This is a genomic window from Pseudomonas sp. B2021, assembly GCF_018135665.1.
In the GTDB taxonomy this organism is placed as follows: domain Bacteria; phylum Pseudomonadota; class Gammaproteobacteria; order Pseudomonadales; family Pseudomonadaceae; genus Aquipseudomonas; species Aquipseudomonas lactis.
Map to the genome: position 1 here is coordinate 1,587,608 of NZ_SMOF01000001.1, position 12,103 is coordinate 1,599,710.

The following is a 12,103-nucleotide window of genomic DNA, read 5'->3' on the forward strand; positions in this document are numbered from 1 at the left end:
TCAAAAGCAGATCAAGATCAAGAGCGGCTCGCTTCGCATCGTGGTTACCGTCGGTTACCTATGGCCATCGCAGGTAAGCCAGCTTCCACATTAATTTCTATGTACGCGTCAGGTCTCGCATGCGTTGCAGTACGGCATTCAAACCATTACTGCGCGACGGCGATAGCTGGCGCGACAAGCCCAGTTGATTGAACCAGTCAGGCAGGTCAACTGCTTGCAATTCATCAGTCGACAACCCATTGACCCGCGCCAGCAGCAACGCCACCAACCCCCGAATCATCCGCGCCTCACTGCTCGCAGCAAACTGCCAATGGCCGTCCTGCAAACGCCCCACCAGCCACACTAGGCTTTCGCAACCGTGCACCAGGTTGGCGTCGACCTTTTCGTCATCAGCCAGGGCGGGCAAGCGTTCACCCCATTGCATCAGCATCCGCGCGCGCTGTTCCCAACTGCCTACGGCCTGGAAAGCTTCCAGTGCGGCTTGTGCTTCCAGCGGCAAGCTCATCGCAGCATGTCCAGTGCCTGGTCCAGCGCTTCAAAAAAGCGCTCCAGGTCGTCGGAATCGTTGTAGAGCGCCAGGGACACCCGGATTGCGCCTGACAGATTCATCGCCTTCAACAGCGGCATCGCGCAGTGATGGCCGGCCCGCACGGCAATGCCTTGCTCGGTCAGCAAGTGGGCGAGGTCGGCGTTGTGCACGCCCTCCACCACAAAACTCACCAGCGCCACTTGCGGCGAGCCCAGCACGCGCACGCCATTGCGTGCCTTAAGCCCACGCAGCAGGTAGTCATGCAGGGCGGCTTCGTGGGCGAGCACCGCCGAAGCATCCAGCGAGCTCAGGTAATCCAGGCTCGCGCCCAGGCCTATCACGCTGGCAATCGGTGGAGTGCCGGCCTCGAAACCCAGCGGCGCGGGGCGAAAGCTGGCGCTGTGATAGTCCGCCTGTTGCACCATCTCGCCGCCAAACTGCCAGTGGCGCAGGTGATGCAGGGCTTCATTACGGCCATACAGCACGCCGACGCCGTCCGGGCCGTAGAGTTTGTGGCTGGAAAACACGTAGAAGTCGCAGCCCAGGGCCTGCACATCATGGCGGCCATGGACGATGCCTTGGGCGCCGTCCACCACCGTTAGGGCGCCGTATGCCTGGGCCAGCTTCAGCAAGGCTTGCAGCGGCTGCCAGGCACCGAGCACGTTGGACAACTGGCTCACCGCCAGCAGGCGCGTGCGTGGGCCAATCAAGCTGGCGGCGGCGTCCAGGTCGATCACGCCGTCATCGCCCAGGGGCAAGACCACCAGCGTGAGTGCGCGGCGTTTGGCCAATTGCTGCCAGGGCAACAGGTTGGCGTGGTGTTCCAGGGCGCTGATGGCAATCTCATCGCCCGCATTGAATAAGTGCTCCAGGCCATAGGCCAGGAGGTTCAGCGCAGAGGTGGCGCCGTGGGTAAACACGACCTGCCCGCTGTCACCTGCGTTCAACCACTGCGCGACCTTGCTGCGGCTGTCTTCAAAGGCCTGGGTCGCATGGGCCCCGGGCAAATGCTGGGCACGGTGCACATTGGCTGCGCCATTGGCGTAGTAATGACTGATGGCATCCAGCAGGGCTTGAGGTTTTTGCGTGGTGGCGGCGCTGTCCAGATAGGTCTGGTCCTGCCGTTGCAGGGTGGCGATGGCCGGGAAGTCGGCGCGCCAGGGGGAGGGCACAAGCATGGTGATCAAGACTCGTATAAGCGAGCCGCCCCGAAGATGCGGCCCGCTAGTGGCATCGAGTGGCTGCTTAGTTGTGAGCGTGCAGCGCTTCGTTCAGTTCGATGGCCGATTTGTGGGTTTTGCACTCCACGGCACCGGTTACGGAGTTACGACGGAACAGCAGGTCTGGCTGGCCAGCCAACTCGCGTGCCTTGACCACCTTGACCAGTTGGTTCTGCTCATCCAGCAGGGCAACCTTGGTGCCGGCGGTGATGTACAGGCCCGACTCCACGGTGTTGCGGTCGCCCAATGGGATACCGGTACCGGCGTTGGCGCCGATCAGGCAGCCTTCGCCGACCTTGATCACGATATTGCCGCCGCCCGACAGGGTGCCCATGGTGGAGCAACCGCCGCCCAGGTCCGAGCCCTTGCCGACGAATACGCCCGCCGATACGCGGCCTTCGATCATGCCCGGGCCTTCGGTGCCGGCGTTGAAGTTGACGAAACCTTCGTGCATCACGGTGGTGCCTTCGCCTACGTAGGCGCCCAGGCGGATACGTGCCGCGTCAGCGATACGCACGCCGGCCGGTACGACGTAGTCGGTCATTTTCGGGAACTTGTCCACCGAGAACACTTCCAGCAGGTCGCCACGCAGGCGCGCTTCCAGTTGGCGCTCGGCCAGCTCATTGATGTCGATGGCGCCCTGGCTGGTCCAGGCCACGTTCGGCAACTGCGGGAATACACCGGCCAGGCTCAGGCCGTGGGGCTTGACCAGGCGATGGGACAGCAGGTGCAGCTTGAGGTAGGCCTCAGGCGTGGAGGTCAGTGCGGCGTCTTCGGCCAGCAGGGTCGCGACCAGCGGCGTGTGGCTTTCAGCCAGGCGGCTGAGCAGGGCGGCCTGGGCAGTGTCGACGCCTTTGAGTGCGTCGGCCAGTTGCAGGGCCTGGCTCACGGTGAAGGTGATCGCCTGGTTGCCTTCGGTGTAACCGAGGATCGGTGCGATGGCGGCAACGATTTCAGCCGATGGGTTGAGCAAGGGTTGTGCGTAAAACACTTCCAGCCAAGCACCTTGGCGGTTCTGAGTGCCGACGCCGAAGCCCAGGCTGAACAGGGAATTGGACATGCTGTTACCTCTACAAAAATGGAAGGCTGGCCTACTTGAGGGCCGCCGAATAACTATCTGGCTTGAAGCCAATCAGGGTTCTGTCACCGAGATCGAGCACCGGGCGCTTGATCATCGAGGGTTGTGCGAGCATCAGTTCAATGGCTTTCGACTGATCGAGATCGGCTTTGCGTTCGTCTTCGAGTTTGCGAAAGGTGGTGCCCGCACGGTTCAAAACCACCTGCCAACCGTGCTCGTTGCACCATTGGGTCAAGTGTTCGCGGTCGATACCGGCCGTTTTGTAGTCATGGAACTCATAGCTCACCCCGTGCTCATCGAGCCAGGTGCGCGCCTTTTTCATGGTGTCGCAGGCTTTAATGCCGAAAAGGTGCAAGGTTTTGCTTGAAGCAGTCAAGGAATTGCCCCCCTTTGGACGCATGAAAAATGAAAGATCGCGGATTATGCCACGACCGGCGGGTTTCGGCGCCGCTCGTCAACAGCGTGCGACTTTTGTGCAAAAGCCGGTGCGCAGCCTAGGCGAGTAACATAGCCAGGTAATATGGCACTTCAACGGCCAGTTGTTGCCTGATGTGTCGTTGCAAGTCGATTGTCCGGGAAACCCGCGTTATGCAAACCGCCTACACCGTCCTTATCCTGCTGATGCTGGTCAGCCTTTCGCGCCTCGTCGGGCGCGTCATCCCACTGCCGTTGCCCCTGGTGCAGATCGCCGCCGGCGCCTTGCTGGCCTGGCCCACGTTAGGGCTGCACGTGGCGCTGGACCCGGAGCTGTTCCTGTTTCTATTCCTGCCGCCGCTGCTGTTTTCCGATGGTTGGCGCATGCCCAAGCGCGAGTTGTGGCGCCTGCGTGGCCCGATCCTGACATTGGCGGTGGGGCTGGTGCTGTTCACCGTGGTGGGCGCCGGCTATTTCATCAATTGGTTATTGCCAACCATCCCGTTACCGGTGGCTTTCGCCCTGGCCGCGGTTTTGTCACCGACGGACGCCGTGGCGGTGTCGGCCATTTCCCAGAACCGTTTGCCCAAGCCGCTGATGCACATGCTCCAAGGCGAAGCCTTGATGAATGACGCATCTGGCCTGGTGACCTTCAAATTCGCCCTGGCCGCAGCGTTGACCGGGGTCTTTTCCCTGGCAGATGCCAGCCTGACGTTTGTGCTGGTGGCAGTGGGCGGGCTGGCGATCGGGGTGGCGTTGAGCTGGCTGGTCGGCCGCCTGCGCGCCTGGATGATCGCGCGCGGCTGGGATGACCCGGCCACTCATGTGGTGTTCATGTTGCTGCTGCCCTTTGCTGCGTACGTACTGGCTGAACGCCTGGGCGCGTCCGGCATTCTCTCGGCGGTGGCGGCGGGCATGATGCAAAGCTGGCTCGACCTGCTGCCGCGCCAGACCAGCACGCGCCTGCTCAACCGCAGCGTGTGGTCGTTGCTGGAGTTTGCCTTCAACGGTTTGATCTTCCTGCTGCTGGGCCTGCAACTGCCAGACATCATCAAGGCCGTGGTCAGCCATGAAACCACACTGTGGCCCACCTTGATGTATCGCTGCCTGGACGTGGTGGCGATCTTCCTGGTGCTGGTGGTACTGCGCTTTATCTGGGTGCAGAGCATCTGGCGGCTGTCGGGGTTGCTGCGCCGGCTGCGTGGCAAAAGCGCGCTGACCCTGGTGCCGACGGCCCGTTCCTGCTGGCTGTTGACCGTCGGCGGTGTACGCGGAGCGGTGACGTTGGCCGGTGTGATGTCGGTGCCCTTGCTGCTGGCGCCGGGCCAGGATTTTCCTGAGCGTGACCTGCTGATCTTTATCGCTGCCGGGGTGATCCTGCTGTCGCTGGTCGCTGCCTGCATCGCCCTGCCGTTACTGCTGCGTGGCGTCGAAAAAGGCCCGGATGAAAAGCGCCACAACGAAGTGCGCGAGGCCTGGAAGAAGACCGCGGTGGCGGCGATTCACGCACTGGAGGCTCAAGAACCCGCCGAAGCTGAAACACCGGACGCCGCTCAAGCGGCACTGGCCACCGAGCTCAAGGCGCGGCTGATGGCGGAGTATCGTCACCAGTTGGACGTGTTCAATGATTCGGCCGAAGCCCAGGCGCTGGCGCTGCAAATGGACCAGTTGGAGCGCAAGTTGCGGCTCAAGGCCCTGCGTGCTCAGCGGTTGGAGTTGTATAGCTTGAGCCGTCATCACCAGATTGGTGATGACGTGTTGAGGGAGGTGTTGGCGGAGTTGGATATGAGCGAGGCGAATTTAGGCACGATGAAACCTGGATAATGGGTGATTCTGCGTTTATCACGCTGAATCCGGAGCATTAGCCTCGGAATCTTTTGGGGGTATAAAGCTTGCGAATGATTTCTTTGTCCCCCTCTGAGAGTGAATCATTGGCCGGAACGCCTCTGCTATCCTTAGTTGCGCTTGGATGTATAGGTAGTGCATGATGGATCGTCTGTCGTAGCTCGTGATCAGCAGGTCGTTTCCGGTAGGCAGTTTGAACAGGTTGTTATAAACATCCTCTTCATCCCAGTTGTCGTCTTGCTCAAAGGCTTTATATACAGAGCTTTCTTTCCAGTTGATATCATGTTCCGGATGCTGGTGTTCATGCTCAAGACCCAAGGCATGCCCGATTTCATGCAAGGCTGTTCGACGAAATCCTTTTGAGTCGTCGCTCCTGTTCAAGTGCATCGTTGGTTCGTGCAGCGGTATTTTCTTAGCGTCGGTACCAATCGCTGACCAGTTTCCATTGAAACCTTCGTCGTCGCTGATTCGAATATCGCCTTCTTTACCGTCCACGACTCTGAATTGCAGTCCGGGAGTGTGATGGGCCCACTCCCTGAGCGCATCGACTACCAGTGCTTTGCTTTTTTGGTCTTTCAGATCCAGTGCGACGGTAACAATGCCGTCAGGCCATCGCTTACTTGTGTCCGCTATACCCCTTTTGGTTCTGCTTGTACGTTCGGAAGCCGAAGTATCGTTATTAATGTGAGGCGGATAGAAAGAGTGAGTGGTCGACCCGGGGGCAGTTATGCTCATACGCTCTACTCATGGGATTGTGTCAAATAGTGGAAAGCGAGCGGGGATTGGTTCCATAGGCAAAGGAAACCGCACTGCCTTGCACAGTGCGGAATTTAAAATGTTTATGGCTTGCGCTGGATAAAGTTGCGAATCCGCTCAGCCGCTTCCACACATTCCGCCAACGGCGCCACCAACGCCAGGCGCACACGCCCCGCGCCAGGGTTGAAGCCGTCCACTTCCCGCGATAGGTAAGAGCCCGGCACCACTGTCACATGCTCTTGCACGAACAAATCGCGGCAGAAGGCAGCGTCGTCGCCTTGCACATTCGGCCACAGGTAAAAGCCCCCATCCGGGCTTTGCACGTCCAGCACCGGCTTGAGGATCGCCAGCACCGCATCGAACTTCTCGCGGTACAGGTCACGGTTGGCCAGTACGTGGGCCTCGTCCTGCCAGGCCGCAATGCTTGCAAGCTGGGTTTGCACTGGCATCGCGCAGCCGTGGTAGGTGCGGTACAGCAAAAAGGCCTTGAGGATCTCGGCGTCGCCGGCCACAAAGCCTGAGCGCAGGCCTGGCAGGTTGGAGCGCTTGGACAGGCTGTGGAATACCACGCAACGCTTGAAGTCCTCGCGGCCCAGCTCGACGCAGGCGCTGAGCAGGCCTGGTGGCGGGGTTTGCTCGTCGAAGTACAGCTCGCTGTAGCACTCGTCGGCAGCGATGACGAAATCGTATTGGTCGGCCAGGGCGATGAGTTTTTTCAGGGTGTCGACCGGGATCAGTGCGCCAGTCGGGTTGCCGGGGGAGCACAGGAACAGGATCTGGCAACGTTTCCAGATGTCGGGGGAGACGGCATCGAAGTCCGGGTTGAAGCCGTTGCTATCCAGGCATGGCAGGTAGTGCGGCTTGGCCCCGGCCAGGAACGCGGCGCCTTCGTAGATCTGGTAGAACGGGTTGGGGCTTACCACCAGGGCGTCGTCGCCACGGTTGACCACGGTCTGGGTGAAGGCAAACAGCGCCTCGCGCGTACCGTTGACCGGCAAGATGTTGCGCGCCGGGTCCAGCCAGCCCTTGGGCACGTTGAAGCGGCGTTCGCACCAGGCGCCGATGGCTTCGCGCAGCGCCGGAATACCCAAGGTGGTGGGGTACACCGCCATTTGATCGAGGTTATGGCTCAAGGCCTCGGCAACGAAGGCCGGTGAGGTGTGCTTGGGCTCGCCGATGGACAGGGCGATGGGGCGTTTGTCCGGGTTCGGCGTCACGCTGCCGAGCAGGGCGCGCAGTTTCTCGAAGGGGTAGGGCTGCAACTGGTTAAGGGCGTTGTTCATATAAGCCTCTATCACGGTGAGCACGGAACCTGTGGGAGCTGGCTTGCCTGCGATGGCATCACTGCGGTCTACCTGACGGACCAAGGTGTCTGCATCGCAGGCAAGCCAGCTCCCACAGGGCTCCTGTTCACAAAGTTAAGAATTCAAATGGTCAGTCGGGTCAGCTCGACACCGGGTTCCTGGCTCACGCTCAATTGCTCCACGATCGCCGCTTGCAAGCGCAGGCACAACTCCGGGTCGGACAGTGGCTGGTTGTCGGCGTCGGTGATAAAGAACACGTCTTCCACGCGCTCCCCCAGGGTCGCAATCTTGGCGTTCTGCAACGACAGATCGAACTCCAGGAAAATCCCGCCGATACGCGCCAGCAGCCCTGGGCGATCCGGTGCGCTGAGCTCCAGCACTGTCACTGGTCGCTGGGCGTCGTTGGAAATAGTCACCTGGGGCGCAAAGGCAAAGTGCTTGAGCTGGCGCGGCACCCGGCGCTGGATGATGGTGGGGTAGTCGTCGGGGTTGCGCAGGGCTTCGGTGAGGCCCTCGCGGATCTTTTTCACGCGCGCCGGGTTGTCGCCAATCGAGTCGCCGTCGGTGTCGAGCACGATGTAGGTGTCGAGGGTGAACTGGCTGCTGGAGGTGATGACCCGGGCGTCATGGATGTTCAGGTTGAGCTGGTCCATGGCCGCCACGGTCACGGCGAAGAAGTCGTGCTGGTCGGGCGCGTAGATGAAGATCTGCGTGCCGCCTTCGAATTCGCGCTGGGTGGTTTCCTTGATCAAGACCAGCGGGCCACCATCGGCGGGTTGCTGCAGGATTGCGTCACTGTGCCAGGCCACGTCGCCGGCGGTGTGGCGCAGGAAGTAATCGTCACCCAGTTGCGACCAGAGTTGCTCGACGTCGTCCGGGTCGTTACCGCCGCGCACCAGGATATCCAGGGCCGCACTTTGGGTGCGGCGGATCTGCTCTTCGCGGTCCACCGGGTTCTCCAGGCCACGGCGCAGGGCGCGCTTGGTCTCGGTGTACAGTTGGCGCAACAGGCTGGCGCGCCAGGAGTTCCACAGCGTCGGGTTGGTGGCGTTGATGTCGGAAACAGTCAGCACATACAGGTAATCCAGACGGGTCTCATCGCCGACGATGCCGGCAAAGTCGTGAATCACCTGTGGGTCGGACAAGTCCTTGCGCTGGGCCGTGGTCGACATCACCAGGTGGTTCTGCACCAGCCAGACAATCAGGCGGCTGTCCCACAACGGCAGTTGGTGGCGCTGGCAGAAGGCTTCGGCATCCACCGCGCCGATCTCCGAGTGGTCGCCATGCCGGCCCTTGCCGATGTCGTGGTACAAGCCGGCGAGGTAAATCAGCTCGGGCTTGGGCAGCTTGGCCATCAGCTTACTGGCCAGCGGGAATTTCTCTGATACCTGGGTGTACTGCAACTTACGCAGATGTTTGATCAGGTTCAGGGTGTGGGCATCGACGGTGTAGATGTGGAACAGGTCGTGTTGCATCTGCCCGACGATAAAACCGAACTCCGGCAGGTAGCGCCCGAGAATGCCGTAACGGTTCATACGCCGCAGGTTGCGGTGGATGCCGATGCGGCACTTGAACAGCTCGATAAACAGGCTGGTATTGCGAATATCGTTGCGAAAGTCGTCGTCGATCAGGTGACGGTTTTCCCGCAGCAGGCGGATGGTATCGGCGCGCACGCCTTTGATTTCCGGCTGCTGCGCCATCAACACGAAGATTTCCAGCATGGCGAACGGCGTGCGGCGGAACACGTTGTCGTTGCGTGCTTCGATATAACCGTCGTGCAGTTGGAAGCGCGCATTGATCGGCTGCGGCGGTGCTTCGTCTTCGGGGGCCAGGATCACTTCTTCGAAATGCTGGATGATCAAGTCGCTGAGCTGGGCAATGCTCATGACCACCCTGTAGTACTGCTGCATGAAGCTTTCGATGCTGGTCTTCGCGTCTTCGCCCTCAAAGCCCAGCAGGGTGGCGATAGAGCGCTGGTGATCGAACAGCAGGCGGTCTTCGGAGCGCCCGGCCAGCATGTGCAGGGCGTAGCGCACCTTCCACAGGAACTCCTGGGACGAAGCCAGCAGAGTGTTTTCGCTCTCCACCAGGAAGCCTTCGCCGGCCAGGGCGCGCAGGTTCAGCGTGCCGTATTGACGGCGCGCCACCCACAAAATCGTCTGGATATCCCGCAGCCCGCCCGGTGAGCCTTTGACGTTGGGTTCCAGGTTGTATTCGGTGTCGTTGTACTTGTGGTGCCGGGCTTTTTGCTCGGCGCGCTTGGCCAGGAAGAACTCCTTGCTCGGCCACATATGTGCGGTGCTGGTGACTTCGAGCATGCGCTGGCGCAGGCGCTCGGGGCCGCAGATGGTGCGGCTTTCCATCAGGTTGGTGACCACCGTCAGGTCGGCACGGGCCTCTTCGGCGCATTCGTCCACCGAGCGTACGCTCTGGCCGACTTCCAGGCCGATGTCCCACAGCAACGTCAGAAAGCGCTCGATGGAATCGCGAAAGGTCTCATGATCGGCCTGGTCCAGCAGGATCAGCAGGTCGATGTCGGAGTAGGGGTGCAGTTCGCCGCGACCGTAGCCGCCGACCGCCACCAGGGCGATATCGGCGTCGAAACTCCAGTTGAACTGCTCCCAGGCCTTTTGCAGGATGTTATCGACGAACCAGGCGCGGTCTTCGATCAGGCGGCGAATATCCCGGCCGCTGCGAAAGCGCGCATCCAGAACCTCGCGGGCTTGGCGGATGGCCTTCTTGAAGGCCGCGATAGGGCTTGCCTTCAATGCCAGCTCGGCCTGGAACTGGCCACGGTCGAAGAGTTCGGGATCCACCTGGGGCATCGATCGGCTTTCCTTTCTATCTATCAGTCAGTCACAACACGCTGTGGGAAAACCTGGGCAACCTTCAGGCCGAAACGCGTGGGATGGTGTCGTCGGCGCGCAGGGTGAAAATCTCATAGCCGGTGTCGGTGACCAGCAGGGTGTGTTCCCACTGGGCCGAGAGCTTGCGGTCCTTGGTGATGGCGGTCCAGCCGTCGCCCAGCACCTTGGTGTCGGCCTTGCCCTGGTTGATCATCGGCTCGATGGTGAAGGTCATGCCTGCCTTGAGTTCCATGCCGGTGCCGGCGCGGCCGTAGTGCAGGATCTGCGGCTCTTCGTGGAACACTTTGCCGATACCGTGGCCGCAGAATTCGCGCACCACCGAGAAACCGTTCTTTTCCGCGTGCTTCTGGATCACTTCACCGATGTCACCCAGGCGGCAGCCGGGCTTGACGATTTCGATGGCCTTGTACATGCATTCCTGGGTGACCTGGGACAGGCGCTCGGCCCACACCGGTACATTGCCGACGTGGAACATGCGGCTGGTGTCGCCGTGGTAGCCGTCCTTGATCACCGTGACGTCGATGTTCAGGGTGTCGCCGTCCTTCAGTGGCTTGTCACCGGGAATGCCGTGGCAGACCACGTGGTTGATCGAGGTGCAGATCGACTTGGGGAAGCCTTTGTAATTCAGCGGGGCAGGGATGGCTTTTTGCACGTCGACTATATAGTCGTGGCAGATGCGGTCCAGCGCTTCGGTGGTGACGCCGGGCTTGACGTGTTCGGCGATCATTTCCAGCACGTCGGCAGCCAGTTTGCCGGCAACGCGCATGCCTGCGATGTCTTCGGCGGTTTTCAAGGTAACGGTCATACAGGCTCTCTCTAGCGCGACGCGCTGAAATCAATACGGTTCACGGGGGCGCGACAAAGGGTTACAGCATTCGCGCAAGTCCCAAAAAACGCGATTCTAACAGACGATGCTGGCAAATCATGCGCATCTGGTGATCGCTTCTCTCTATGAGGTAGAGGCATGTTGGCTGTATTCAAGGGCTTACGCAAAGACGACGACCGGCAAGTGTGATTGCGGGTTTCGTTTTTGCCGATGCTGTGGTATAAAATGCGCCGCTTTCCGGGGATACCCCGCAAAGCTTAAATCCACACACGTGTCGACACGATGACCTGGGTGCCGGAGGCCTTGATGCCGCTGGTTGGTCATTGGGATACGTGGAGGCCAAACCCGACTTATTAAGGAACTATCATGTCCCAAGTCAACATGCGCGATATGCTGAAGGCCGGTGTGCACTTCGGTCACCAGACCCGTTACTGGAACCCGAAAATGGGTAAGTACATTTTCGGCGCGCGTAACAAGATTCACATTATCAACCTTGAAAAAACCCTGCCAATGTTCAACGAAGCACTGACTTTCGTAGAGCGTCTGGCCCAGGGCAAAAACAAGATCCTGTTCGTCGGCACCAAGCGTTCCGCTGGCAAGATCGTTGCTGAAGAAGCAGCACGTTGCGGTTCGCCGTACGTCGATCACCGCTGGTTGGGCGGCATGCTGACCAACTTCAAAACCATCCGTGCTTCCATCAAGCGTCTGCGTGACCTTGAAGTACAAGCCGAAGACGGTACTTTCGCCAAGCTGACCAAGAAAGAAGCGCTGATGCGCTCCCGTGACCTGGAAAAGCTCGATCGTTCCCTGGGTGGTATCAAGGACATGGGCGGTCTGCCTGACGCACTGTTCGTTATCGACGTTGATCACGAGCGCATCGCGATCACTGAAGCCAACAAGCTGGGCATCCCGGTTATCGGCGTAGTCGATACCAACAGCAGCCCGGAAGGCGTTGACTACATCATCCCAGGCAACGATGACGCAATCCGCGCTATCCAGCTGTACATGGGTTCGATGGCTGACGCTGTAATCCGTGGTCGCAACCACGTTGCTGGTGGTACCGAGCAGTTCGTTGAAGAAGCTCCGGTAGCTGCCGCTGAGTAATTGACGCCCTGGCGTTGACTCAGTAAGCAAAAAGGGGGCTTGGCCCCCTTTTTGCCACCTCGAAAACCATTTGTCGGCAGCGCAGCTACATCATTTGTAACGTGCAGCGGCCTACAACGGAGATTCGGGAAGAATTGATCGCCCGTTTGATCGGGTGGAA

10 protein-coding genes are annotated in these 12,103 nt (G+C 60.2%); 2 read left to right on the forward strand and 8 right to left on the reverse strand.

The annotated features are described in order from the left end of the window. Positions 1-97: 97 nt before the first annotated feature. From E1K68_RS07100 to E1K68_RS07115, 4 genes are all read right to left on the reverse strand, one after another. Positions 98-505, reverse strand: a complete 408-nt coding sequence (locus E1K68_RS07100; RefSeq protein WP_034134910.1) for a SufE family protein — start codon at positions 503-505, stop codon at positions 98-100. After that, entirely contained in the window at positions 502-1,707 is a 1,206-nt protein-coding gene (locus E1K68_RS07105; protein ID WP_034134911.1) for a cysteine desulfurase, read from the reverse strand. Before E1K68_RS07105 ends, E1K68_RS07100 begins: the two co-directional genes overlap by 4 nt. A gap of 67 nt (positions 1,708-1,774) precedes the next feature. After that, positions 1,775-2,809 carry a 2,3,4,5-tetrahydropyridine-2,6-dicarboxylate N-succinyltransferase gene (gene dapD, locus E1K68_RS07110; RefSeq protein ID WP_094775063.1) on the reverse strand — a complete coding sequence of 345 codons (1,035 nt, stop codon included), beginning with the start codon at positions 2,807-2,809 and terminating at the stop codon, positions 1,775-1,777. Between the two features lie 31 nt (positions 2,810-2,840). After that, positions 2,841-3,227 carry an ArsC family reductase gene (locus tag E1K68_RS07115; RefSeq protein ID WP_171905475.1) on the reverse strand — a complete coding sequence of 129 codons (387 nt, stop codon included), beginning with the start codon at positions 3,225-3,227 and terminating at the stop codon, positions 2,841-2,843. Positions 3,228-3,415: 188 nt separating this feature from the next. On the opposite strand from E1K68_RS07115, the gene E1K68_RS07120 reads away from it, so the two are divergent. Beyond that, positions 3,416-5,065 carry a Na+/H+ antiporter gene (locus E1K68_RS07120; protein WP_003189149.1) on the forward strand — a complete coding sequence of 550 codons (1,650 nt, stop codon included), beginning with the start codon at positions 3,416-3,418 and terminating at the stop codon, positions 5,063-5,065. Positions 5,066-5,083: 18 nt separating this feature from the next. Here E1K68_RS07120 and E1K68_RS07125 read toward each other — a convergent pair whose 3' ends face one another. The 4 genes from E1K68_RS07125 to map form a co-directional block, all read right to left on the reverse strand. Next, positions 5,084-5,821, reverse strand: a complete 738-nt coding sequence (locus E1K68_RS07125; protein WP_244858782.1) for a M12 family metallopeptidase — start codon at positions 5,819-5,821, stop codon at positions 5,084-5,086. A gap of 104 nt (positions 5,822-5,925) precedes the next feature. Continuing rightward, complete coding sequence (gene dapC, locus E1K68_RS07130; protein ID WP_003189152.1) at positions 5,926-7,125, reverse strand: succinyldiaminopimelate transaminase; 1,200 nt, start codon at positions 7,123-7,125, stop codon at positions 5,926-5,928. A gap of 143 nt (positions 7,126-7,268) precedes the next feature. Continuing rightward, complete coding sequence (locus tag E1K68_RS07135; RefSeq protein ID WP_034134914.1) at positions 7,269-9,971, reverse strand: [protein-PII] uridylyltransferase; 2,703 nt, start codon at positions 9,969-9,971, stop codon at positions 7,269-7,271. Between the two features lie 64 nt (positions 9,972-10,035). Continuing rightward, on the reverse strand, positions 10,036-10,818 hold the full coding sequence (gene map / locus E1K68_RS07140) for a type I methionyl aminopeptidase (protein WP_003189156.1): 783 nt from the start codon (positions 10,816-10,818) through the stop codon (positions 10,036-10,038). A 387-nt stretch (positions 10,819-11,205) separates the two neighbouring features. Between map and rpsB the strand changes: the two genes are divergently transcribed. Continuing rightward, positions 11,206-11,943, forward strand: coding sequence for a 30S ribosomal protein S2 (gene rpsB / locus E1K68_RS07145; RefSeq protein WP_003189158.1), 738 nt, complete (start codon positions 11,206-11,208; stop codon positions 11,941-11,943). Positions 11,944-12,103: the final 160 nt, after the last annotated feature.